The 23,510-nt window shown below is 70.4% G+C and carries 20 protein-coding genes; 2 read left to right on the forward strand and 18 right to left on the reverse strand.

Annotated features, from left to right (window positions below; genetic code table 11):
* Window positions 1-10: 10 nt before the first annotated feature.
* Window positions 11-613, reverse strand: coding sequence for a hypothetical protein (locus tag ACFVYR_RS20920; RefSeq protein ID WP_384251132.1), 603 nt, complete (start codon window positions 611-613; stop codon window positions 11-13).
* Between the two features lie 662 nt (window positions 614-1,275).
* The gene (locus ACFVYR_RS20925; protein ID WP_384251135.1) at window positions 1,276-1,578 is read right to left on the reverse strand and encodes a hypothetical protein; all 303 of its coding nucleotides are present in this window, start codon (window positions 1,576-1,578) and stop codon (window positions 1,276-1,278) included.
* Window positions 1,579-1,821: 243 nt separating this feature from the next.
* Here ACFVYR_RS20925 and ACFVYR_RS20930 point away from each other — a divergent pair, with 243 nt between their 5' ends.
* Together ACFVYR_RS20930 and ACFVYR_RS20935 are read left to right on the forward strand one after the other, a co-directional pair.
* Window positions 1,822-2,349, forward strand: coding sequence for a hypothetical protein (locus ACFVYR_RS20930; RefSeq protein WP_384251137.1), 528 nt, complete (start codon window positions 1,822-1,824; stop codon window positions 2,347-2,349).
* A gap of 69 nt (window positions 2,350-2,418) precedes the next feature.
* Window positions 2,419-3,957, forward strand: coding sequence for an ISKra4 family transposase (locus ACFVYR_RS20935; protein WP_384251140.1), 1,539 nt, complete (start codon window positions 2,419-2,421; stop codon window positions 3,955-3,957).
* A gap of 319 nt (window positions 3,958-4,276) precedes the next feature.
* On the opposite strand, the gene ACFVYR_RS20940 is transcribed toward ACFVYR_RS20935, so the two are convergent.
* The 16 genes from ACFVYR_RS20940 to ACFVYR_RS21015 form a co-directional block, all read right to left on the reverse strand.
* The gene (locus ACFVYR_RS20940; RefSeq protein WP_384251142.1) at window positions 4,277-7,675 is read right to left on the reverse strand and encodes a LysM peptidoglycan-binding domain-containing protein; all 3,399 of its coding nucleotides are present in this window, start codon (window positions 7,673-7,675) and stop codon (window positions 4,277-4,279) included.
* 2 nt (window positions 7,676-7,677) lie between these two features.
* Entirely contained in the window at window positions 7,678-8,067 is a 390-nt protein-coding gene (locus tag ACFVYR_RS20945; protein WP_384251143.1) for a pilus assembly protein TadG-related protein, read from the reverse strand.
* Window positions 8,068-8,150: 83 nt separating this feature from the next.
* Window positions 8,151-8,663 carry a hypothetical protein gene (locus ACFVYR_RS20950; protein ID WP_384251144.1) on the reverse strand — a complete coding sequence of 171 codons (513 nt, stop codon included), beginning with the start codon at window positions 8,661-8,663 and terminating at the stop codon, window positions 8,151-8,153.
* Window positions 8,660-9,073 carry a TadE/TadG family type IV pilus assembly protein gene (locus tag ACFVYR_RS20955; RefSeq protein WP_384251146.1) on the reverse strand — a complete coding sequence of 138 codons (414 nt, stop codon included), beginning with the start codon at window positions 9,071-9,073 and terminating at the stop codon, window positions 8,660-8,662. Before ACFVYR_RS20955 ends, ACFVYR_RS20950 begins: the two co-directional genes overlap by 4 nt.
* Window positions 9,070-9,291, reverse strand: a complete 222-nt coding sequence (locus tag ACFVYR_RS20960) for a hypothetical protein (protein ID WP_384251149.1) — start codon at window positions 9,289-9,291, stop codon at window positions 9,070-9,072. Before ACFVYR_RS20960 ends, ACFVYR_RS20955 begins: the two co-directional genes overlap by 4 nt.
* A 49-nt stretch (window positions 9,292-9,340) precedes the next feature.
* Entirely contained in the window at window positions 9,341-10,234 is an 894-nt protein-coding gene (locus ACFVYR_RS20965) for a hypothetical protein (protein WP_384251152.1), read from the reverse strand.
* Entirely contained in the window at window positions 10,231-11,184 is a 954-nt protein-coding gene (locus ACFVYR_RS20970; protein ID WP_384251155.1) for a type II secretion system F family protein, read from the reverse strand. The genes ACFVYR_RS20965 and ACFVYR_RS20970 overlap by 4 nt, the downstream gene beginning before the upstream one ends.
* The gene (locus ACFVYR_RS20975; protein ID WP_384251158.1) at window positions 11,181-12,704 is read right to left on the reverse strand and encodes a CpaF family protein; all 1,524 of its coding nucleotides are present in this window, start codon (window positions 12,702-12,704) and stop codon (window positions 11,181-11,183) included. The genes ACFVYR_RS20970 and ACFVYR_RS20975 overlap by 4 nt, the downstream gene beginning before the upstream one ends.
* Window positions 12,697-13,617 carry a hypothetical protein gene (locus ACFVYR_RS20980; protein WP_384251160.1) on the reverse strand — a complete coding sequence of 307 codons (921 nt, stop codon included), beginning with the start codon at window positions 13,615-13,617 and terminating at the stop codon, window positions 12,697-12,699. The genes ACFVYR_RS20975 and ACFVYR_RS20980 overlap by 8 nt, the downstream gene beginning before the upstream one ends.
* A gap of 3 nt (window positions 13,618-13,620) precedes the next feature.
* Window positions 13,621-14,301, reverse strand: a complete 681-nt coding sequence (locus ACFVYR_RS20985) for an SAF domain-containing protein (protein ID WP_384251163.1) — start codon at window positions 14,299-14,301, stop codon at window positions 13,621-13,623.
* Between the two features lie 31 nt (window positions 14,302-14,332).
* Window positions 14,333-15,211, reverse strand: a complete 879-nt coding sequence (locus tag ACFVYR_RS20990) for an ATP/GTP-binding protein (protein ID WP_384251166.1) — start codon at window positions 15,209-15,211, stop codon at window positions 14,333-14,335.
* Between the two features lie 26 nt (window positions 15,212-15,237).
* Window positions 15,238-15,807, reverse strand: a complete 570-nt coding sequence (locus ACFVYR_RS20995) for a hypothetical protein (protein ID WP_389612247.1) — start codon at window positions 15,805-15,807, stop codon at window positions 15,238-15,240.
* Between the two features lie 518 nt (window positions 15,808-16,325).
* Complete coding sequence (locus ACFVYR_RS21000) at window positions 16,326-18,932, reverse strand: ATP/GTP-binding protein (RefSeq protein WP_384251172.1); 2,607 nt, start codon at window positions 18,930-18,932, stop codon at window positions 16,326-16,328.
* Entirely contained in the window at window positions 18,914-19,258 is a 345-nt protein-coding gene (locus tag ACFVYR_RS21005; RefSeq protein WP_384251175.1) for a hypothetical protein, read from the reverse strand. Before ACFVYR_RS21005 ends, ACFVYR_RS21000 begins: the two co-directional genes overlap by 19 nt.
* Window positions 19,259-19,536: 278 nt before the next feature.
* The gene (locus tag ACFVYR_RS21010; protein ID WP_384251178.1) at window positions 19,537-20,646 is read right to left on the reverse strand and encodes an NlpC/P60 family protein; all 1,110 of its coding nucleotides are present in this window, start codon (window positions 20,644-20,646) and stop codon (window positions 19,537-19,539) included.
* A gap of 44 nt (window positions 20,647-20,690) precedes the next feature.
* Window positions 20,691-23,381: a hypothetical protein gene (locus ACFVYR_RS21015; protein WP_384251181.1), complete on the reverse strand. Its 2,691-nt coding sequence runs from the start codon at window positions 23,379-23,381 to the stop codon at window positions 20,691-20,693.
* Between the last annotated feature and the right edge of the window lie 129 nt (window positions 23,382-23,510).

The following is a 23,510-nucleotide window of genomic DNA, read 5'->3' on the forward strand; positions in this document are numbered from 1 at the left end:
GGTGGTGGGCTCAGCTGGTGGCGGAGGTCGGCTGCGGCGCGGAGGTCTGCTCGGCGGGAGTGGCTGAGTCGTAGAAGACTGAGGAGCCCTGCTTGCTGCGCTGAGCCAGCCCCTTGGCCACCAGACCCTCCAGCGTGGTGCGTACCACCGTGGTCTTGATGCTGCGCTCCGGATAGGCCTTAGTGAGCGCGGAGGTGATCTCGGCAGCGGAACGTGGTTCGCTGTGCTGGTCGAGGTGGTCGCGGACGAGTTCGACCAGCGTCGGCCCCCCGGAGCGTGCGGCCGGAACCTTGGGGACTGGCGTGGATTTGGCTGCGGACGTCTTCGTACGGGTTCCACCCGCCGTGCTGGTGTTGCGCTGCGGCTTGGGTGCCGACTTTTGACGGATGGTCTTCTTCTTCGGGCCGGGCGTCGCAGTGTCTGCCGTACTCAGGGCTTCCTGCACCCTGACCAGCAGTGAGTGGTCGTGCTCCAGCCGCTGCAGTTGTTCCTGCAAGGCCGCGATCTCAGTGGCGATGCGCTCCTGTTCCTTGCGGTTGGTCTCGAGGTCCGAAGCCACCTGGGTGGCGTATTGCCCCTGGACTCCTGCAGCTTCCAACTGAACTTCCGGCATGGTGGCGACCTTTCATCAGTGCATCGGGACGTTCGAGTGATGGATGCGGATCGTACGCGCAGGTGGCGCATTTGTGCTGTAGTGCGCTGCCCCATTCAACCGGGGTGCCTGACTGCTCCACTCGTGTCAGCAGCAGGTGGCGCGAGGGAGGGAACGATATCCGTGTGATCTTAAGGAGTGTACCGCTGGCTGAAATAGCAGCCTGGATACCTTGGTGAAGACTGTTCTTGCGGTGTCCGATGGCCGCCTCGCATGCGGTGATGGATGGGCCGGACAGGCGGTATGGCGGGGATGTGTCCGGTCGGGCGCTGGGAAACGGCCGGGATCGTTGCGGATGCTGCGTCACCCAGCGCGGGAGGCAGCAGTCGGCTGACCGTTGTTCGTCGTCCTGCCCCGTCGTGTCAGGTGGGAGCAATCCCATGTCCATCGGGGCGTGTTCAGTTCAGGCTTCTCCACGGAGTACTGCCTCTTGGACGAAGCTCTGTTAGATCAACGCCGTGGGTCGCCGGCAGCCACTTGGGGCTACGACCATGACTTTCCGACTGCCGTCGCCCTCTGCTGAGGGCCGGCGGGCTCCACGATGTCGTCGTGGGGCTTTCCGGAAGGGTGTAGTTCCTCTGAAGGGAAGGGCCCCGTGATCCACGGCATTCTGCCGATCACGCTCACGGCGGCGGCACGTGACCAGGCGGAGGCTCTCCAGGTTCGGGGAAGCAGAGTTCTCCACCCGGAAGTTCCTGACGAGCTTCGATGTAGTGCTCGAGCTTCAGGTCGAGTTGGCCCTCCGGAACGAGATCAGCGATCTTCAACAAAAGCGTATGCGGGACAGGGTAGACGTTGTACATCCACACGTCGTCGCCGCGGTCGAAGTATCCGCGAATCTGAGCGATATCCTCGCGGTCCAGCACGGCGATTTCGACCCGCTCGTGGTCACTACGCCAGACCACGAGGTCCCACGCGACGTTCATCCCTTCATGGAATGGATACGGCCTACTCACCGCCGGCCTCGTCGAGTCGGATTGGGCACCACCAAACTATCCGACATGGTCAGCGGCCTGATCGTCGGCCTCAGGAGACCCACCAGTCCTGACTATTCCTCGCCAGATTCTGGGGTGCCCGTGATCGGCTGACGCAGGCGCTGGGGCTTCGAGCTGAATGGGGCTGTACTCGGGGCTGCTCGTCTCTACCGTGGTGGCGGAGGTCGGTTCGCCATGGCGTCTTTATCGGAAGAACTGCAGGTGCGGGAGGTCGCGGCTCGGCAGCGAGTGGAGGAACTCCAGGCTGAGGCCGCCGAGCTGGCCCTCCGGCTAGAGAAGGCGCGGGAGGATTTGTCGCGGCTGGAGATCACGCGGGAGACCGTCGCGCAGGTGCTGGCGGAACTGTCGGCCGCGGAGGCCGAGCCGCACGATGCGGCGGGGAATGCGCCGGCGCCGGACGAGACGTCGGCGCCCCATGGTCTCGGGGTGATGATGGTGCCGCCGTGGCGGGAGGGCCTGGTCGTGGCGGTGTTGCCGGACATCTACCGGGACATCGTGGAGATCATCGCTGACGCGCCGGGACCGGTGCAGGCGAAGCAGATCGTGCCGCGGATCGGTCTGCCGACGACGACCGGGAAGATCGAGGGCACCCGGGGAAAACTGAAGCGGCTGGTGGAGCGGGGCTGGCTGGACGAGGACGCGCCGGGACAGTTCACCCTCGCCCAGCAAGGTCCGGGACGTGACCGAGCCAACTCCCAGTGACCAAGGGGCTCTTCTCCGTAGATTCGAAGGTGCCAACCAAAACGAATCACACCCGAAGAAGAGCCCTCGATGGAACCGTACGACGCCTTACCCGAGCCTGATCCGTACTCCGCCTCCCGCGATGCCTTCGAACGCCTCATCTCGACGCTGGCCGACGGCCCGGCAGCAGACTTGCCTCACGACGAACTCGAAGCCCAGCTCGAACAGTTGGGACGCGAACTGCTGCGGCAGTTGATGCAGAACCACCTCGATCAGCGAGCCAGGAAGGAGGAAGCCACGGTGCGAGCGGACGGACGCCAGCCGCTGGTCCTCGGGCCGGAAGGACAGCGGCGGGCCTGGCGAGAGATGGGCCACCGTCGCCTGCTGACCTGTATGTTCGGACCGGTGCGGGTGACCTGGATCGCCTATCGCGGCCGCGGCGTTGCCAACGTGCACCCGGCGGACGAGAAACTGTCGCTGCCCGCCGGCCGACACTCCCGCGGACTTGCCCGGCTTGCGGTCCTGGAGGCAGTGCGCGGCTCATACGACCAGGCCGCCGCCGCGATCGAGCGACGGTGCGGAAGAGTACTCGGCAAGCGCCGCCTCAAAGAACTGGTGGTCGCCGCCGCCGTCGACATCGCCGCCTACTACACGGCAAAGATCCCCACCCCGTGCACCCGCGAAATGCCCCTGGTCATCCAGATCGACGGCAAGGGCATAGTGATGCGCCCCGAAGCCCTGCGCGAAGCCACCCGCCGGGCCGCGGCCAAGACCGCGGCGGCCGGGCGGCGCGGACGCCTGGCCCCGGGCGAGAAACCCAATCGCAAGCGCATGGCGACCGTGGCCTGCATCTTCGACACCGCTCCCGCCCCGCGCCGACCGCACGACATCGTCCACCCACCCGGCGGCCGCAGCGAAACCCGACCGCCACGGCCAGGCCCGAAAGCACAGCGGAAATGGTGCGCCGCCTCGGTGATCCGCTCTCCAGAGCAGGTCGTCGCCGAAGCTTTCGACCAGGCCACCTCCCGCGACCCGCAGCATCTGCGCGACTGGCTCATACTCGTCGACGGTGCCCGCCACCAACTCGACCTGATCCACACCGAATCCGTCCGCCGCGGCATCCACCTGCACGTTCTGCTCGACTTTGTGCATGTCGCCGAGTACTGCTGGACGGCCGCGCACGCATTCCACCCGCCCGGCAGTCGCGAGGCCGAGACCTGGGCCGCGGACAAACTCACCGCGATCCTCGCCGGACACGCAGAGCGCGCCGCCGCCGAGATGACCGCGCAAGCCGCGGCCGAACAACTATCCGCGGCCGGCCATGCGGCTGTCACCACCTGCCACCGCTACCTCACAGGCCACCTCGACCAACTCCGTTACGACACCGCACTCGCGGCCGGCTGGCCGATCGCCGCCGGCGCCGTCGAAGGCGCCTGCCGACATCTGATCGCCGACCGCCTCGATATCACCGGCGCCCGCTGGGGGCTCGACGGAGCCGAAGCCGTCCTCCAACTCCGTGCGTTGATCACGAACGGCGACTTCGAGGACTACTGGATCTTCCATGCGGCCCGCGAGCATGAACGCCTCTACCCCAGCCCTGACCAGCCGAACTACACCCTCACCGCTTGATCCGGACGGTCACTTCAGAGGATCCGCACCCAGAGCCGAGGTGGGGCCACTTCGCCCCGTCACCACGCCTCTATGCGCCCGAACGACCCACCAACTGGGGCCGCTGGAAGCCAACATGCCGGGACCGCTGAACAACGTCATAGCCAACCCGCCGCTGCTGCGGTCACGGTGCCCCCAAACGGCCTGCAAACCAGGTCAGTTGCCCTCTCTAAAAAGCCTGACTCCACCTTGCGGTTCACCGCCGGCTGGCTGCGGTCTCCTTCGTGCGCAGGCGTGCTGCGCGGCTCGCGAGTCTGAAGGCGCGGTCGGCTGTCTGATATCACCCCTGACCGTCGGTCTGGTCGAGGAGTTTGCGCATGAGGACTTCCGTGTCGAGTTCGGTCGCTAGGCCCAGGGAGCGGTTGACCTGGTCGAGGCGGGAGATCGCTGCGATCAGGCCGCTCCGGTTGCCTGCGGCCGCTTCGATCTGGAACCAGTCCCGGTAGAGAAGTTCTGCGCTGTCGTCGACCTCGAGTCCGATGGCGATGGCGCGGCGGGCCAGGGTCAGATCGTGGTGTGGACCGGACTCCAGACGCAACGTTGCCACGGTGTGCGCTGTACTCACGATGCGCATTGCGATCTCCTGCTGTAGCGGCTCGCTCCAGGGCAGCGGCTGGGCACCGAAGGGTTTCCCGCGGACCTGATGGAGGGCGCGTTCAAGGTCGGGCAGGCCGGCCGGGCCGTGGGGGAGAGCGGCCTCGACGGTGCGCAGGAAGACGTGCCAGTCGCAGCAGATCTTCGCCGAGATCGTGAACGGGTCGCCCTTCACGGAGCGCCGTGGCACGTACCACATGCCGGTGTCGTCTTTGCCGAGAGTGCGGCGCAGGCCGCCGAGCCGGGAGTTGAGGGTCTCGGCTGCCCAGGGGTGGGACGGGTCCATCTCCGTGCATAGGGCGTCCGCAGTGCGCCCGGGACGCAGGTGGAGCAGGGCTGCCAGTTGTGCCTCGCGGGCGCCGTGACGGGAGGCGGCCACGCCGGAGATGGCGACGGTCCCCAGCACTTGGATGAGCGGCACACCGGGAGGCGGGCCTTCTAAGCCCGGGCTGCCGGCGGCTGGCTCGGGGGAGGGGCTGCTGGAGTTCTGCGAGGGCGCCGGTGGCGCCTGCGGGAGCGTGGGAGCGAGCTGTTCGTCGTCCTCGGCTGCGGGGGCCAGCGGTGTATCGGGCCCGTCAGGGTCCTCCTGTGCGGGCAGGTCGGGCACGGTGGTGGGAGAGGCGGAGGCGGTCAGGAGTGCAGGGAAGATCCCCAGCCCGCCGTCACCTTTTCCGTCGTCGGCCGTGCGGCGGGAGCTGGCGCTCCTTGCACCGGCAGCTGGGCCGAGGGGGTCGGTTGCGGAGGTACGGGGCGGGCCGGTGTGTGTGGAAGCCGTGGTGCGGGCCGCGTGCGCGGTCCGGGTCTCGGACGGCACGTGCTGCCAGGCTCCGTCGGCGGGGCGCGGCTCTTGTCCGGATACCTTGAGGGCGGCCGTGACCTCTTCGAGGGCGTCGCGTTCCAGGCGCTGCAGGGTGATGTCGAGACCGAGGCTGTCGAGGGTCTGCGGTTGGGTGTCGGCGGCATCCAGGAGGTCGCTGTCCTCGAAGAGGAGACGGGCCTGGCCGGCGGGGACGATGAGCGCGACCTTCATGGTGGTCCTCGATGTGTGGAAGGTTTCGGCGAGCTGCCAGGAGCTGTCGGCATCGAGGTCGGCAGCGCACAGGATCAAGTAGGGAGTGCGGGATTCCTCGGGTTCCTGGTGGGCTTCGAGGAGACGCTCGGCAAAGTCCCGTGCCGCGTCTGCGGTTGCGCTGATGTGCGCGATGCGGCCCGTGGGCAGCAGGTGGTTCAGGCCCTCGCCGAACCCGACGACGACGACTTCCACGTCGCTCGCCCAGGGGCTCATGGCGAGTTCCAGGGCCAGCGAGGTGAGGACCTCCGTGCGGTGTGCGCGGTCTCCGTCCAGCAGGAGGACACCGGTGTGCGGCAGGTCGAGCAGCACCAGCTGGCCGTCACCGTCGGCGCCGATGGTGACCAGGCCTGGGTAGGGGGGCGGCACGTCGGCGGCCTCGTCCTCGGCGAGGAGCTCGGCGGTGTTCTCGCACACCCACCAGCCAGCTCGGCCGGCCGTGAACGGGGGTGCGGCGGCGGCCTGCAGGTCGTCGGGCAGGACCTGCACGCTGCGGTCGGTGATCTGGGCCCCACGCAGGGCCGGAAGGGCGTGCCCCTGCTGGGCGGCGTGGTGAGCAAGGGTGCGTAGCGCCCGGTCGAGTCGGAGGATGCCCGTGGGTTCAGCGGCCTGAGCCAGCTGCGCCTCGGTCGGGGAGGTGTTTTGGGGCATGGTGATGAGCTCGCCGGGCCGGGCGCTGCGGCGTTGCAGGATGCGGCGCAGGGACAGGGCCAGAGTCACTGCGGCCGCCAGGGAGGCCAGTACCCCCGCGGTGCGCAGAGTGAACACCTCCGATTCCGTGGACGGGTCAGTGTCCGGGGCGGGCACCGAAGTCGGCTTACCGGACGGTGTGGACGCATCGGAGGGAGGGGAAGGCCGGTGGGTGGGCCGCTGATCCTCACGATCGGGTTTCTCGGGTGTGGCCGACGGCTTCGTGGGACCGCTCTCCCCGGCCCCGGGGCCGTGTTCGCGATCGGTGTCCTTGTCACCATCGGCGCCAGCGTCTTGCGGGTTGGGTTCCTCCTTCTTATCGCCGGGGGCCTCGGGTGTGGTGGGGCCCGGCGCCGCGGGCACGGTGATCTGTTGGCCGGGGTAGATCAGGTCGGGATCGTGCAGCGGCGGTGTATGGCCCGGCTGGTCATGCCCCTTGCTGGCGTCGAATAGCTGCGGCCACTGGTCGCCATCGCCCAGCTCGTCCGCGGCGATGGCGGACAACGACTCCCCGGCCTCGACCGTGTGGATCCGCTCGCCCTGTTCGTCCTTGGCCGCTGCTGCTGGGCGCTGGGCTGCCGCGAGCCGCATCCGCCTCCCAGCTTCGCCGCTGCCCCCTGCCTGTTCGGACACCGGGGCGGGGGAGGCGATGTGGGCATCGGCCGGGAGCTGCACGTGGAGCCCGGCGGGCAACAGCGTGCCCTGCGGAAGACCCGGGTTGAGCCGGCGGATCTCGGCGGAGCGGCTTCCCGACCCCAGGTACTCCACGGCCAGGTCCCACACGGTTTCCCCCGTCTCACCCACCACATGGACGGGCCCCCTCTGCACGGGCGTTTCAGCCCGCAAGGCGGCGGTGGTGGCGGGCGCCGTGGGGGCCTTCGTGTGCGGGACGGTGTGGGCCAAGTGCAGGGGTGCGGTGGCGGCCGCCGCGGGAACCGGGGAGGCCATCGCCGTACCGGCGGGCAGCACCAGCAGCCCGCCCAGCAGGAACCCGGCCAGCCGTTGCGGCGTGCCCAGCACGCGGCGTTGTCCACGAGACGGGCGGCGACGCAGCAGATGGGGGATCTCGGCCAGCACGCCCAGGGCGAACCACAGCCACAATGCCCACGCCAGCACGGTCAGCACGGTGAACAGGACATGCCCGTCGTCCGGCGACATCAGCGCCTCGGTGATGTCCGTGCCGCTGGGTATGCCGGCCGGGAGGGTGCCGGCGGCGGCCAGGACCCACGGCACACCGCTCAGCAGCAGCGCCAGAACGGCCAGGCTGCCCGCGGCGCGCAGCACCCGCGCGGGCAGGGCGGGGCGGCCGGGGGAGGAGTGGGACATCTTTATGCTCCCGGGTCGGTGCGTTCGAGCGTGACGTCGGCGTGTGCGGTGACCTGCATGCTGGAGTAGCCGAATCCACCTAGCAGCAGGGTCTGGTAGGTGTCGTGGACGGTGATGGTGATGCTCTGCCCGTCCGCGGCAACCGTGACGGTGCCCTGGACTTTGGCGTCGGCGAGGAAGGCCTGGGCGGTGGCGACGGCCTTGTCCGGGTCGGCGCGGGTGCCCTGGCCGGTGATGGCACCCGGAGCGTTGATCTCCTGGCCCGCGGCGCGGGCCGCCTCCGCGGCGATGTCCTCGGCATCCGCGTCGGCCATCAGCAGGCGCCCGCCGTCCACCAGCAGCGCGAGCAGTCCGATCATGACGATCGCGAAGCCGAGGAAGTACAAGGTCACCGAGCCGCGGTCGCCGCGGTGTTGAGTCAGGCAGCGGGGGCGGGCCCAGCCGCGGCCCTGCCGGGCGGCTCTCCTTGGCACCGTCACGGGGTGCGCCCTTCGTTGGTGCGGGCCACATACCGGTCCACTGCACTGTGCCGGGTCGCCCGCAGCGTCTTGGAGCCCGGCAGCCCCGGCACCGCCAACTGCGCCAGCGGGATCGTGCAGTGCACGGTCACCGTGACGCTGCCCGCCTGGCCGGCTTGCGAGGGAAACCGGCTGGTGTCGACCTGGACGTCGGAACTGGCACAGGTGCGCTGCGCCTGCCCCAGTGACCTGAGCGCTGCCTGCCGGGCCCGGGCTTGCGCGGTGGAGGGGTCGGTGGACTCACTGGCCGCCCGGGCGGCCGCGGCCGCGGCATTGGCGGCCGTGCTGTCTCCGAGTCCGGCCAGCCCGAACGCAGCGATGATTCCCAGGATCGGTACCAGCACGGTCAGGCACACCACAGCCTCCAGCGTGTACGAACCCCGATCACCCTCCCGGCGGCCGGCCAGCGCCGCAGCACGTTCCCCGGCATCCCGGTGGTGGGCGTGCGCGTGGCTACGTCGCTCGTTCACTGATTCTTCTCCACGGTGTCCTCCGCGCTGCGCTCGATTCGCACGTCCCACGGCAGGAAGTTCATGACCCGCCCCGAGACGGTCACCCGCACCCGCTCCCTGCTCGACCCGGCGGTGCTCACGCGGGCTTGCTGCACCACTCCGACCCGGGCCAGCCAGTCCTCGGCGCGCGCCGCGCCCTGCCCAGGGCTGGACTGAAACTGCGCACCGCTCTGTGCGCCCTTGCGGGCCGCGGTGTGGGCGGCGGTACTGGCCAGGAAGTACACACCCAGCTGCAGCACCACCAAGGAGATGAACAGCAGGATCGGCGCGATGACCAGGAACTCCAGCGTGGAGACCCCCGATTGCCCGCGGCCGCCGCCCACGGCCTGCCGCCGTACGCGCCACCACCGCCGGATGCGACTCCTCATGCGCCGACGGCGGCCTTGAACCGGTCGATCAGCGTCGTGGAGGTGCTCTTGAACACGGTGCCGAACGCCACCGCCACGCCCAGCACCACCGCGCCCAGAATCAGCTTCTCCAGCGTCTCCATCCCGGCATCCCGGCGGGCGCCGCCCATCTTCTCCGCCCGCGTCAGCCACGCCGTGTGCAGGCGCAAGGCCACTTTCTCAAACCCCGTGAACTTCATGATCGGAACTCCTCGTCGGAGGGCGCACCACGGGTGCGCGGTCAAGTCGTCAGATGGATGTCAGGGCGCTGAACGCCGGGTAGGCGAACATCACCAGCACGACCGTGAACAGCACCGTGCCCGGCACGACGAGGCGCTCGGATGCCGCGTTCGCCTCCGCCTCCCGGTCGGTGAGCAGCCGCTGGCGCAGCAGCAGCGCCTGGGTCGCCAGCGTCTTTTGGATCGAGGCGCCGGCACCGGCCAGGGAGAACGACTCCGCCGGGACGGCCAGCTCGGGGATGTCGAGCTGCTCGCCGAGCTGTTTGAGGGCCTCCCACTGCGGGATACCCGCCAGTTCGGCGCGTTTGAGGGCGGCACTGATGCGGGACAGGATCCAGTGGTCGCCAACCTCGGCGGTGCGCTGGACCGCTGCCTCGGGCCCCACGTTCGCGCCGCGCTCCAACTGGGCGCGCTCCAGGAAGGAAGCGATGGCGTAGCGCACTTCCAGGCGGGCTGCCTTGGCCTTGCGCCGCACGTCGGCGTCCGCGGAGAACCAGATGTAGGCGGCGAAGCCCACTGAGACCAGCAGCGGCGGAGCAAAGGAGATCCCCAAGCCTGCCAGGTTCAGCAGCAGCCCACCGGCCTGCACCATGGCCAGGGCCACCAGGGACCCCACCACTTTGGTGCCCACATGGTGGGGCACCGACTTGTTGAGCAGTTCCAAGTCCGCGCGCGGCACATTCAGGCGGTGGCCGTGGGAGGCCAGGATCTGCACGCCGGCCCGTTCCCACACCGTGGGCGCACCGCGTCCGTGCCCGTCCGGCGTCGCCGGTTGGCCTGTGGTGTTCTCCAGACGGTCCAGGACGCCGTCCATGTCCGGCCGGGCGGGCAGCAGTTCGCGTACCACCAGGAACAGGCCTGCGCCGGCGATCGCACCGTAGGCCAGTGCGCCGGTCGAGATCACAGCAGTGCCCCCTTCTTCCGGACCGAGGGGCCCGACACAGACCCGAGGGGACCGGCCGAGCCGGGGACCGGCAGCGGGGCCAGCAGCCGCGGTGCCGGCCGCGACAGAGCGAGTCTGCGCATCCCCACCAGAGCCGCGGCGAACATCAGCCCCAGGGCGAGCAGCACGAGCTGGCCCTGCGCGGTGCGGTAGATCTCCCCCCACGACGGGTTGGTGACGATGTACGCGGCGATCGCCAGCGAAATGATGGAAACCCAGCGCGTCCCGGTGCGCACCTGGCTGCGCTTGGCATCCACCGTGCGCAGGGTGATGGCCTCCTGCTCGGTGAGGTGGGCCATGGACTGCAGGGCCCGACTCAGTCCCGGCCCGTGGTCCTGGGCGTGCGTGAGGAACAGCATGACCACGTTGTCGACGGCGCCGTCCGCGAAGGCATCGGCGAACTGCCGGTAGGCCAGCACCGGATTGGAGCCCACCCGCAGCCGCGCGGCCAGCAGCCGTACCTGCGGGCGGATGGTCACCGGAGCACGCGTCGCCGACGCGGTGATCGCACTGTCCAGCGTGCCGCCGGACTCATGCACCCCCGCCAGCTGCTGCATCCACTCCGCCAGCGCCTCCAAGCGAACGATCTGGCGCTGGCTGGTGCCGGCCGGATTCCAGATCCACGGGATACCCAGCACCCCCACCGCGGCAAGCAGCCCATGCACCGGCCGTGCCCAGTACAGCCAGGCCCCGACCGCGCACAGGCCCGCCAGGACCATGATGAACCGGTAGCGGCGCGCCCAGGCATCGGGCAGCGACTCCCGCGCCTGCCACCAGCGCGCCACCCACTGCGAGGGGGGACGCTGGGCGGCCAGAGGCGCCGGGACGGCGCCGCGCACTGCGAGGAGGCCCCCGCCCACGAGCAGCGCCCCGCACACCGCGGCCAGCAGATTCCATTGATCCGTGCTCACGCCGCGTCCTCCCTCGTGCCGATCAGGTCCAGCGGGGCGGGCCATGCGCCGTACTGCGGCACGGTCAGCCAGCGCCGGTCGAACCCGGCCAGTGCCTCCAGTTCCTCGATGAAGGACGGCACGAGCTGCGGGATCCCGCGCGGATCGGACCCCCCGGGCGAGAAGATCTCCTGGATGGAGGGGTGCCCGCCCTCACCGGGCTGCACCTCCAGGACGTGGGAGACAAACCGGTGGCGGCGCCCGCCCTGACGGGTCTGGTTGATCTGCTTGAGGTACACCACGATGTGGATAGCGGTGCCCACCAGTTCGTGGACGTCATCGCGGTGCATCCCCCGGCACAGCGTGACCAGGCGGGGCAGCACCAGGTTGGGGTAGGCGGCGTGCAGCGTGCACATGGAGCCGGCACCGCCGGCGCTCATCGCCTGCAGCATCGCGATCGCCTCGCGGTCGCGGACCTCACCGACGATGACGCGCGTGGACAGCATCCGCAGGGCGTGCGGAAACATGTCCTCCACCGTGATCTGCCCGACCGGCCGGCCATCGACGAGTTCGCCGTTGGACTCGCGGGACTCCATCGCCAGGAACTGGGCGCCGCCCTCGACCTGGTCGAGGTACAGCTCCCGGTCCGACTCAAGGGTGACCACCCGCTCGTCGGCGGGAATCTTCTTCGCCAGCGCCCGCAGCAGTGACGTTTTGCCAGTGCCCATGTCCCCGGCGAACAGCACGTTCTTCCTTGCCAGCACGAGCGCGTGCAAGAACGCGGACAGGGCAGGCGACAGGGTGCCCCACCTCTGCATCTGTTCCAGACTCGAGGCCATCACGCGGTGTCGGCGTACCCCCAAAAACGGATCACCGGTCAAGGTCGTGGCCTCGGCGCGGGAGCCGTCCGGCAGCCGGAAGGAGACCATCGGGGAGGAGGTGGACAGCCGCCGCTCGCGGTGCCCTGAGCTGGACGCCAACCGGTTGATCAGCGCGATCAGTTCGTCGTCGTTCTGCGCGACCGGCGGGACTGCGATGGTGGGCCGGTTGAAGTAGTCGACCTGGACGGTGTCGCCGAGCACGACGATGTTCTCCACGTCCGGGTCGTCCAGATACTTCTGCAAGGGCCCGGCATGAAACAGCGCGTCATAGACGGACTGGCACAGCGTCTCCACCTGCGTGCGGGTCAGCGTCGTGTGCCGGCGCGCCTGGTCCACCGCCCACCGCGAGACCCGTTCGGCTACCAGCGAACGGGCTCGCTCGCGGCGTGCACTCTCATCGGCCAGCGGCTCCTTCTCATCCGCGGCGACGATGTCGTCGCTCACCGCGTCGCGCAGCGTGGCGATGTCCTGCGGCGAGGCAGGCAACGCCCCGGCCTGCTCGGTGACATCCAGCGACGAGGGCGAGGACAGCGCCGCAGAGTGGCGCGTGTGCGCGTCGGCCGTCGGCGCGACGGTCGGGGCAGGCGCCTGCTGGGTCAAGGACTGGCGCAAGACGTCCTGCAGGCGTGGTGTCCCGGGCACCGGTTGCTTCTCAGCCATGAGAGGACACCCCCGGCAGCCGGGGATCAACCGGTTGGCCCGCCAGGCGGACCGCGGCCAACCGCTGCAGCACCCCGGCCACCTGCGGTGACGTCACCGGCGCGGCGGGCATATCCAGCGCCCGGCGCCGCGTGTTGACCTCCACCGTGATCGCCGCAGCCGTTTTCCGGGCCTGCTTGAGCAACGGGAGCTTGGCCAGCCGCGGGGGCCGCAGCGCCCCATGGGTGAACAGCGCACCGGCTGGCACATCCCACGGCAGCAAGTCCACCACCGGGACGCCGAACCGGCGCGCGATGGCATCCGTCCGCAGACCCCCTGCTGCAGAGTTCAGTTCCTGGATGACCAGCAGCCGCAGCGCCTCGCTGCCGCTGCCGCACCGCTCCAGCTCGCCCTGCAGCACGCGGGCGACCGGCAGCGTCTGCGCCACCGACGTCAGGGTGTTGCGCAGCACGAGCAGCACCACATCGGCCCGGTGGGCGAGCACGGCCGGGAACAGCCCGGCATGCAGCCCGCCCCCGTTGACGACGACCTGCCCGGCGTCGACCACCACGTCGTACCCGGCGTGCTGGTCCATGGCATGCAGCAGCAGCGCCAGCGGCTCCCATGTCCCCGACAGCGCCGAAGCCTGCGCCGGGTCGGTCAGCCCGGGCAGGATCAGGCGGTTGCCGTCCGCGTCCAGCGGCCGCAGGTGTACTTCGAAGGCCTCGGCGAGCTGATGCTGTAGGTGGGCCTGGGCCAAGTGCCACAGCCCCACGTCGCCGCCCCAGGCGCCCTGGCGGTATCCGCTGCGGATCGAGGCCTGTCGGCCCGCGGCCTCCACCAGCAGGGAGGGACGTGGACTGGACAGCGCCAGCGCCAGACAGGACACGGTGACTCCGCAGCCGTGTCCGCCGGTGAGCACCATGACGGACATGGATCAGCCCCCGGCCTTGAGGACGATCGCTACTCGGCCCGCGCTGGCATCGGAGGCCACCAGGCCGCTGTCACCGTCCGCGACGGCGACCTGGACGACGACGTCGCCACTGCTGACGGGGACACCCACCTGGGCTACCCGCCCGGCGACCTGGGGCAGCTCAACCTGCTCTTTGTCCGTCGCGCCTTCCTGGGGCCGCGTCACCAGGTTCACCGCGTCGCCTGGGCGCAGCGCATCCACCGGCGCCATGCCCCGCTTCACCTCAACGGCCACCAGTGCCTCACCGGCCTTGAGGCCGCCGCGCCCGGTGAGCTGAGCAGAGGTCAGCAGGGAGCCTTGGGACAGTGCGGCCCCGGCCCGGCGGCCCACCACGGCGTCCTTCTCCGCCGCGGCGACCGGCTTGAGCCCGGGATCATCAGGCAGCGCCACGACCCGCAGGTCCTGCTCGGTGATCTTCTTCCCGGACGGCACGTCGCGGGCCAGCGCCAGCACATCGGAGCGCTCACTCGAGGCGTTCATCAGCCCGGCGAAGCCGATGGCGCCGGCCAGCACCATCACCGCCCCGATCACCATGAAGGAGCGGCGTCGTCGGCGGGGCGGCTCCGGGTCGGTGATGGCGATGTCCGGGCGCATCACGGTGTCCGCGCCGGGCGGGGCGGGTACCTGCGGCCTGTTCTTCGTCATGTTCTTTAACACCACGTGCTTGCCCTCCTGCCTAGTCGAGGACTCTCATCTCGCCCACGGCTACCGTGAAGTCGCTGTCGCGGACCTCGGTGAACTCGCCCGTCTCGCCACCTCCGGTGACGTGCCACTCCACTGCCCAGGTCGCGGTCGCGGTTCCCTTGAAACGGCCTGCCGTCAGCCCCTTGGACGGGGCCCGGTAGAGGTGTCCGCAGTCGGGCGACTTGGTCATGCCGTACGAAGGCTTGTACTTGGTTCCGGCGCCCCGGCAGATCACCCTCTTGCCGTCGCCCATCGACCAGCGGATCGAGGACACCTTCGCGGTGGCCGACACGGTGACTCCGGCCAGCGACGCGCTGGCGGTATTCGGGCCGAACGTGGTAGGGGAGGGGTCCACCCACATCCACATCGGAACCCCAACGGTGTACTTGCCTGCCGCCTGGGGGCTGGCGATTGCCGGGCCGGTCAGGAGCATCGAGTCGACGGCTTGCCGGGCCAGCGCCTCGGGGTCGACGTCGATTTCCGGGGCTTCGGCGGCCCAGAACACCTGCGGGACTCCTGCGAGCGGCCCGCCCAGGGCCGCTTGCCCGGCGTCCTCGATCAGGCAGACGCGGGTGTAGATAGCGCCGTTGCCGGGCTTGTGGCCTTTCCAGAGCGGGTCGCTCGCGGGCGGCTGCGGGTCCAGGCGCTCGACGGCGCACAACTGGAAGCCAGCCTGGCCTTTGCTCTTCGACGTGCCTTTTTCCGATCCGTCTGCCGGGCGGCCGCCACTGTGATCGCGGCTGCCGCCGCCGCCGGGCTCGGTGCGGCAGACCGTGACGTAGGAAGACCGGCCGGGGCAGAGGCCACTGGTGCCTTTGTCGGGCTGCGGAGCCGCCACGGCGCCAGGCAGAGTCGCGGCTGTCACCAGCACCGCCAGGAGCGTGGGTGCCAGACGTCTCAGCAGGTGCGGTTGCCATGTGTTTCGACTTTGGTGATGATCCACTGGTTCCCCCACTTCTCGGCCTGGGCGGTGGTCAGGTAGCGCATAGGCTGGGTGCTCGGGAAGGGCAGCACCTTGCCGGTGGAGCGTTTGACGGTTGGCCAGTTGGTGATGTCGAGGCAGTCGGTCACCCGGGCCTTGGGGATCTTCGCGCCCAGGTCGATCGGAGCGTCGATCTTGGTGTTGCGGTGGGTGGGCGCGCCCTTGGCGGCGGTGCCGGCCTTCTTCATCAGCAGGAGATCGCCCATCGCCCGGCCGAGTGCGTCCTTGGTGGCGTACTTCTTGAGGTCCGTGCCCGTGGCGTCGGCCTTCGCATACGCCTTGACCTGCTCGTCCCACATACGGGCATATGTGGTCAGCGCGGCCTTCTTCTCCTGCGCCTGCGGGTCGGCCGAGCTCTTGGTCGGTGCCGGGGAGGCTTTGGCGGATTTCGTGGGGTTTTTGTCCGGGCCATCGTCCGCGGTGCTGCCGCTGCTGCACCCGGCGACGGCGATGCCGAGCACAGCAGTGAGAGATACCAGAGGCATAGTTCGTCGCGCGCGGACGTAGTGGTGCGATCGCGATGTCATGTGTGCTCTCCCCGCATGGCCTGTTGAGGTGAATGCCCGATGCGGTCTGTGGTCAGACCGGCAACCCTGGGACGGATAGGGCCAGTTGTGGCCGTCGTCATGCGTGCGATTTGTGATGCGAACAGTAGGACGCTCTCTGTCAACGCTCCATGCGATTCAGGTAGTTGATGGTTGCGTTCCGCTACGAGTGATGCAATTGCGCCACAGTCCAGCAGGCCTGCAGGTCTTGTGCGTATGCATCTATAGCGGGCTACGTGCCTATTTGGTGCTTCACCTGCCGTGACAGGGTGTGTGGACAGGGCACCGCGGCCCGCACACACGGCGCGCCACGGTGCTGCCCTGATCGGAAGTAATCCCGTGCCCGTCCATGCCTCCTATGTGCGCCAGCGCGGCGAGAGGGCAGGGCCGCTCTCCGTTCAGGGCTCTTCGAGCGGGAGGCGAGCGTGGTCGAGGGTGTCCTGAACGGTTGTGTGGCGTCACTGGTAGCTCCGGTTTTTCGTGAGCGTGACGGCAGGGGCCGGTGCGTGTTCGCTCAAAAAGGCGCACACCCGCTGCAACTGGGCGGCAGCCCGCGCGGTGAGGTCGGGCAACGGCAAAGTGCCGGCGTTGCGGTCGGCGTATCGCTTCAAGGCGCCGACCTTGGCCGGGCGCGCCAAGTGGGCGAAAACGTCGTCCAGATGGGGCCCGTGGATCAGGACAGGCCCGATACGGCGCCCTTCGACGGTGAAGGTGGCGTAGTGATCGTACTGGTTTAGGTGTGCGATCTCGGCAGCGCTGGGACGCTCCCCCCATTCCTCGGCCAGGGGCGCGATAGCAGCCCGGGACCCCTTAGTGGTCGAGAGGGTGGATGCGTTCTGCAGGAGAGACTGGCGCACATCGCTGGGCAGTCGGGCCAGCAGCTGGGTGAGCGCATGGATCTGCACGTGGTACTTGCGGAAGTCCTCGAACATGCTGGCAATCGAGTCCGAGGACGCCTCGGCGAGCGTGATGAGCTCATCGAAGTAGGCCCTGAACCACAGCCGTTGGTCCGCGGGCAGGTCTACGCGGGAGCGTCCGGCCTGCAGCAGATCACGATTGAGGAGAGCGGCCACGAGACGGTCGGTGGGACCGCGGCCGGCCGTGCACACCCACACGACCATGCGGTCGTCCATGGCCGCGCGGATGTTGTAGATGCCCTGGCCCTGACCGAGGAACCCGTAGGTGACTGGGTTGCCGGACAGCCGGGTCAGCGGATTGAGCAGGATCGCGAACGCATCGGGCGGGAAGGTGGGGAAGGTGTGCTCCCACCAGGCGCGTGAGTCCTCATTGAGGAAGCTGCCGACGGCGTCGAGCACCTGCGCACGAAAGCCGGCGTCGGTGAGCAGCGCACGGACGTGGAAGATGGTGGCCTGATCCGCCGGGCGCCCGGCACGGCAGGCGAGCTCGTTGACCGCGGTCAGCACCGTCAAGGCCGCGGTGAGGATCGCGATCGCGCGCGGTGCGGAGGCGTCGTCCCACCCGAAGGCGGCCGCGAAGGAGTCCACCACGCCCTCGACGACCTCGTGACGGGCCCGCTGGTGATCCATGCCGATCGGATTCCACGAGCTGACCTGTGGGTCGGCGCCGATGCCGGTCAGGTCGATTCGGGCCAGCCGCTGCGCGACGTGTTTATGGGCCAGATAGGGCGCGGCCCGGGCGAAGCTGTCGCGGTGCGGGTCGATGAACAACAGCCCGCCCCCGGCATGGGCATACCCGATCGCCTGCGCTATGGCGAGTTCCGTCTTTCCGCCGCCCGACTTGCCCACGCCCAGCTCGTACAGCGTCTCGGCGGCGTGTGTGGCCACCAGCCGCCGCCGGCCGTCCGGCCCCCGGTACCAGCCCTGCAGCAGCAATTCGGGATCTCCCGGCCGCCAGGTGGGCAGGTCCGCGGGCAGCAGCGGCAGCCGGCAGTGCACGGTGGGCGGCTTCAGCAGCCCGGTCAGCTCCTCCAGGCGCACCCAGTTCGCGCGCGGCGGTTCGCACTGCCCGGTCCGCCAGCGCCGGTCGAAGACGGCACGGTGCGGCCAGCGGTCGGCCCCCAGCCGCCAGGGCCCGATCCGCAGGCCGCGCATGGCCAGCCGCGCCGACCCGCCGAACACGTCGAAGCCGGCCTGGATCCGCGCCATCCGGGCGTGCGCGCGGCCCTCGATGTCGGAGGCACAGCGCACCAGGATCTGCACCCGCACCAGCTGGTCGTCCTCCGCGAGCTTGCCCAGCGCCTCGGAGCGGTCCACGCGGCCTACCGACGGCGGCATGACCACCGGACGCGCGCGGAGCGCCCCGCTGCCGCGCCCGGACAGCAACTGCTGCAGGTGAGCGACCAGCGACACGTCCAGACCCGCCCCGTCGCGCTGCAGCCAGCGCGCCGCGCGCGCCGCCTCCCGCTCCTCGGCGCGGCGGGCGCGGCCCATCAGCTGCCAGCGGCGCACCCTGAGCGCCCACTTGGGGGCCCGCTGCAGATCGACGCAGACCTCGGCCAGGTCGCCCAGGTCGGTGCGAAGGTCGGCGACGGCGTCCACCAGCGGCTGCAGCGGGTCGGGCCGCAGCGGAACCTCGCGCAGCCCGGCGACCGGATTGCCGCGCAGGAGGAACTCGGCGCGCACCTCGTGCGCCCGGGCCCGGTCGGCCAGCGGCGAGGCCTTGGCAACGCGGACGTGCGGGCCGAACGGTGTGGTGGACAGGAGGCGTTCGGCCCCCGCGGGCCCTTCGAGCCGGTAGGCGAAGGGATGGCGGTCATCGGCGCGCAGCCGGATCCGCACCGCCTTGGTGCGGCGCGGCGCCCACCACGGCAAGGCGGTGCACGCCCGGGCGAGCTCCACGCCGCGCCTGAAGATCTCTTCAGTGGTGGGCTCGAAGTAGGGGGCGGGAGAGAGCTCCAGACTCATCCGCTCCTGGGAGGCCTTCATCGCCAGATGGTGGGTCAGAGCCACGGCGGCGATGAGGAGCGCGGCCACGGCCAGAGCGAGAAGCCACCAGTGCGCGGCCAGCCACAGCACCATCTGGGCTGCCCCCGTCGCGTAAGCGAGCGGGCCGGCGGCCTGCGGTGTCAGGTGCGCGGTGACCATGTGGCGGCTCCTTTGGCTCGGTGGAAGAGGTAGCGGCTGGTGCGCCCGTCGGTGAAGGTCCCGCCCCGGTCGGCGCCCGCCCACACCAGGTGCACCACCGCCCGGTCGGCGGCATGGTCCCGGCGGGCGATGGCCGCCTGGATCCGCAGGCGGCTGAAGGCGGGCGCCATCAGGCCTTGGGGGCGCGTGCCGAACACCTGGGGGAAGCGGCCGCGGCCCACTCCGGTCGCATCGGCCTGCAGCAAGGCTGCTCCCTGGCGGCGCAGTTGCTCCTCGTCCGCGACGGGCAGATCCGGCGGCCACGCGCTCTCCAGCTGCTGCTGCATCTCCGGGTCGGTGGCACGGCCGCCGCCAGACGCCGACAAGCTCGGGGAGGCACTCGCCGGCTCCCTCCCCGGGGCGGGCCGGGCGGGGCGGAGGGAGGCGCTGTGCCTCTGCGGCCCGGGCGCGGACGCCACAGGGGCGGAAGGGGGCCCTGTGGCCTGCGCGGACTCGCCGGGGGATGCCGCCAAGAGCAGGCCGCCGACCAGGGCAAGCAGCAGGGTGCAGCTGAGCAGCAGCCACGGGGTAGGCGGTGTCGGGCGTGATCGCGGAAAGCTGGGCGTCACAGCAGGCGTGCCCCTCCCGCATAGCCGGACATCGCCTCGACGCGGTCCATGCGCACCTGCGTGCCGGGCCGTGCGGCGTTGACCACCTGCCCCTTTCCCGCGTAGAGCCCGACATGGAAGATGGCGCCGCTGCGGCCGGCGTAGAAGACAAGATCGCCGGGGTGCAGCGCGCCCGTGCCGCTGCTGGCGGGGACGCGCCGGCCCATCTGGGCCTGGGTCTTGGCGGTGCGGGGCAGGGCAATTCCGACCCGGGCGTAGGCATAGGTGGTCAGCCCGGAGCAGTCGAACCCCTTGATTCCGGCGCCGGACGTGCCGCTGGGGGAGCAGCATGTCCCGGTGCTGGGACCGTTCACATTGCCGCCGCCCCAGGAGTAGGGAATTCCGCGTTGGGCGAGCGCCGCTTTCAGCACGGTCTTCGCCTTGCCGGAGACCGCCCCCAGCTCCACGCTCGTGGAGCTGGGGGCCGCTGTGCGGTACTGCGTGATGCGGCTGCTGACGTTGTTCACGTACTCCTGCGACCGGTTGTACTGGAAGATCGCGGCGTGCAGCTCAGAGCGCTGGGTGAGGTCGCGGCCGCGGCCGCACAGATACCCCGCCGCCCCCAGGGCCGCATCGAAGGCGTTGTGCGGGTCCTTGGCCGTGTCTCCGTTGCCGTCGCGGCCCACGGACGCCCAGGTGGAGGGCAGAAACTGGAAGGGGCCCACGGCCCGTTCGCCGTCCGCGGTGCCATCCCAGCGGCCGTCGTCGGTGTCAGGGAAGACGGTGTCGTTCTGTCCGGCGCCCGACCCGTTGAGGAGTACGCCCAGAATCCGGGGCCGGTGGATGTCACCGTTCTTGGCGATGGTTCGCCCGGCGGCATGGTTGCTCTCCACCTTGGCGATGCCCGCCAGGATCGGCCAGGACATGCCCCGGCACCGCGGCACATGACGGCCGATCTGCCGGGAGGCCTTCTTGTAGGCAGCCAGCATCGTGGGCGGGATGTCCGCGGCGCTGCCCTCCAGGACCGGTTCTCCCTCGCCCTGGGCGTCCCGCCCGGAGAGTTGGGCCGCAGCGGACAGGACCCCGGCGACCGGGGCGGCACAGGAGGCTGCGACCAGTAAGACCACCAGCAGGCACCCCCACTTCACGCGCCGGCGCCGTCTCCCTGGCGTCACGGCTCCTCCCCTTCCATGTCTGCAGGGGGCAGGTCCACGCGGGGCGAGGGATCTTCGTCCCGCTGCCGGGCGATGCGACGCTGCAGTTCCTCGAAGCGACGGCGTGCCTCCTCGCGTGAGCCGGCACTGGAACCCAGGGCCCCGGGGCGTGACCGGCGGGGCGGAGGCGCAGCGGGCCGCGGGGGCGACAGCCACCGCCCGGAAGGCCCAGAGGAGCCAGAGTCGGACGGCGTCGGGCCGGGAGAAGGCGAGGCCGGCGCGCCGCCCGACGGGGCGGAGGGAGGACGCGAGGGGCCACCAGGCACCGGCGCGCCCGGTCCTGGCCCGGGGGAAGGGGGCGGCAGGCGCCGCGAGCCGGCCACCGGTCCAGCCGGATCGCTGCCGTCCTCGCGCGACGCGCGGCCGGTCCAGGCCCGGCCGTCCTCACGCCCGGTGTTGCGCCACACCTCGAGCTGCTGACGGGCGTCGTGGGTGTATCGCGAGGCCCGGGCCCGGGCCCGCCGGGTGTTGGCGGGCAGACCGTAGGTGGCGCCGTGCGCGATCCGGCCGGTGCGGTTCAGGATGCGGTAACCGCGCAGCCGCACCAGCCGGTTGTGCGCGCGGGTCGACAACAGCGTGCGGTCGCTGTGCTGGTCGTGCAGGACCGCGCCGCTGTGCCGGTCGGTGATGATGCCGTCCTTGTCCCGGTAGCGGTCCGGCGGCCCTGCCCGGCCCGCTCCGCCCGGCCCCCGCACCGAGTAGCCCGCACCCGCGAAGGGCGTCGCGGGAGCCGCGTCATCTCCCGCAGCGGTGGGCTTGCGCATCTTCTCCAGCGTCTGGTCGCCGGGATGTTTGCCCACCGTCAGCCACCAGGCGCCGCGGGCCCCCACCCGGGCGCCGGTCGCAGCCAGCGCGAGCGGCCCCAGACCGCGGGAGGCCTCCGCACCCGCGTCGGCGAGCAGCCGCCCGGAGTCGATGGGCAGGCCGGTGCCGTCCGTCATCGCGCCCAGCGAGCGCATGATGCGCTGGCGGGTCCCGAGCCGTCCGTATCCACCGCCCAGGGTGCGCAGCCCGAACCCGCCGCCGGCCCCCAGGCCGCCGCCGTGCACGGCCAGCGCCGCGCCGATCTCGGAGCTGTCGCCCGGCAGATGGGTGCCACCGATCTTCGCGTAGCGCATCCGCAGCGCCAGCCGCTGCCCGCCCGAGGAGATCGCCTGCAGCAGACGCCGGTGGAAGGCCAGACCGGCCAGCGCCAGGGCGTTGAGGGCCAGCAGCCGCTCGGCCGGCACCGTGGGGCCCTCGGTCAGCATGATGTCGATACCGATGCCGTAGGCGGGCAGGAACATGCACACCGCGAACATCGCGGCGACAGAGACGCCCAGCAGCGCCAGCCACTTCCACACCGCCTGCCGGCTGGGACCGGGCAGCATCGCCCACACCAGCGCGACCCCGCCCACCGCGGCAGCCGCCGCATCCGCGGCCTGCACCCCCACCAGCACGAACGCGCCGGACAGGGCGATCGCGCAGATCAGCAGCGCGGAGACGAACAGCATCAACACGCCGGCGGCCCGCCACCCGGCGGGTTCCTTGGCGTACTCCGCGCAGGCCTGGCCCACCGGCCCCGCCTTCTTGAGATCCTTCAGGAACGCGGCGAACTGCTGGTCTGGCTCGCTCAGGACCGGGGTCGCGGACTCCAGCAGCTGCCCTCCCAAAGTGAGTTCGGGCAGGTCCTGAGCCGCGGCGCGCTTGGTGCCCGCGTGTCCGTCCTGGCAGTACTTCTTGAGCGGGCCTGCCACCATCCCGCAGGGGTCCTTCTTGTCCTGCTCGGCGGAGGGCTTGTAGCCGCCCAAGACCCATTTGAGGTGCAGCGCGTAGGCCTGCCGGTCGGCCTTCTTGCCCGGGTCGAGGATCCGGCCGTACTGCACGAGCATGTAGCCCTTGACGACCAGGACGTTGGACAGCGAATCCTGGATGGGCTTGGCCACCTCGGAGGCGGAGTAGGGGCGCTCCTCCTGGACCTGATGGCACTTCTCCAGGGCTTTGCCCCACATCCCGGCGCACGGCCCCGTGTTCCCGCTGGCGAGTTTCCCGCCCCAGTCGTGAGATTCGACGGTGGCCTGGGCGACCTCGGCGGCCGCCTGCTGGCTTTGCGCGAGCGGACCGTCCTGGCCCAGCAGGTAGTCCGGGCGGACGAACGCGGAGGCGGCGAACGCGGCGATCAGCAGCGTCAGGAGAATCTCCCCCAGTCCCTTGCTGGCCTTGCCCCGCACCAGGAGGATCCCGCCGAAGACGAACGCCCAGGCCAGCAACAGGCCCTTGAGGCCAAGGGTGTCCACGACGATGTCGTTATAGGTCTCGGAGACCCGCTGGGCCGGATCGGCCAGCACCTTGATCAGAGGGAAGCGCAGGGCGAACTCAACGGCCCAGCACGCCAGTCCGACCAGCAGACGCACCAGCGTGAACAGCCCGTTCATCAAAAACGCGTACGCGTTGCTCTTCAGCGAGAAGACCGAACCGCCCTGCGCCGACAGCTCGTAGCCATCCAGCGGCACGCCCTCGGAACTGTCCACGTTCAGCGGGGCCATCATGTCCCCGCCGCCGTCCGCGGCGTAGGCGACCTGACCGTTGACGACAAGAAACACCACCGCGAGCGCCAGGGCGTGGGCGAAGGTACGCAGCCGGACGCTCTCCGGCCACCACCTGATCATGAGGGATCCCTCCTTCCGACCCGGCACAGGATCAGGAGCGCGACCACGGCGGCGGCCGGCGGCAGGAGCTGTGCCACGACAACGGAGTGCTCCTGCGGACGCGCCCGCGCCGTGCGGTCCGGCCCGGCC

It is taken from the genome of Streptomyces sp. NPDC058284 (assembly GCF_042881135.1).
GTDB lineage: Bacteria > Actinomycetota > Actinomycetes > Streptomycetales > Streptomycetaceae > Streptomyces.

Bases quoted from the DNA above. Each gene is read 5' to 3' on its own strand.
- ACFVYR_RS20925 (WP_384251135.1), bottom strand. From the start codon at position 1,578: ATGAACGTCGCGTGGGACCTCGTGGTCTGGCGTAGTGACCACGAGCGG.
- ACFVYR_RS20935 (WP_384251140.1), top strand. From the start codon at position 2,419: ATGGAACCGTACGACGCCTTACCCGAGCCTGATCCGTACTCCGCCTCC.
- ACFVYR_RS20995 (WP_389612247.1), bottom strand. From the start codon at position 15,807: ATGCCTCTGGTATCTCTCACTGCTGTGCTCGGCATCGCCGTCGCCGGG.
- ACFVYR_RS20985 (WP_384251163.1), bottom strand. From the start codon at position 14,301: ATGACGAAGAACAGGCCGCAGGTACCCGCCCCGCCCGGCGCGGACACC.
- ACFVYR_RS21000 (WP_384251172.1), bottom strand. From the start codon at position 18,932: ATGGTCACCGCGCACCTGACACCGCAGGCCGCCGGCCCGCTCGCTTAC.
- ACFVYR_RS20930 (WP_384251137.1), top strand. From the start codon at position 1,822: ATGGCGTCTTTATCGGAAGAACTGCAGGTGCGGGAGGTCGCGGCTCGG.
- ACFVYR_RS21015 (WP_384251181.1), bottom strand. From the start codon at position 23,381: ATGATCAGGTGGTGGCCGGAGAGCGTCCGGCTGCGTACCTTCGCCCAC.
- ACFVYR_RS20980 (WP_384251160.1), bottom strand. From the start codon at position 13,617: ATGTCCGTCATGGTGCTCACCGGCGGACACGGCTGCGGAGTCACCGTG.
- ACFVYR_RS20960 (WP_384251149.1), bottom strand. From the start codon at position 9,291: ATGAAGTTCACGGGGTTTGAGAAAGTGGCCTTGCGCCTGCACACGGCG.
- ACFVYR_RS20975 (WP_384251158.1), bottom strand. From the start codon at position 12,704: ATGGCTGAGAAGCAACCGGTGCCCGGGACACCACGCCTGCAGGACGTC.
- ACFVYR_RS21005 (WP_384251175.1), bottom strand. From the start codon at position 19,258: ATGCAGCAGCAGCTGGAGAGCGCGTGGCCGCCGGATCTGCCCGTCGCG.
- ACFVYR_RS20940 (WP_384251142.1), bottom strand. From the start codon at position 7,675: ATGTCCCACTCCTCCCCCGGCCGCCCCGCCCTGCCCGCGCGGGTGCTG.
- ACFVYR_RS20920 (WP_384251132.1), bottom strand. From the start codon at position 613: ATGCCGGAAGTTCAGTTGGAAGCTGCAGGAGTCCAGGGGCAATACGCC.
- ACFVYR_RS20955 (WP_384251146.1), bottom strand. From the start codon at position 9,073: ATGAGGAGTCGCATCCGGCGGTGGTGGCGCGTACGGCGGCAGGCCGTG.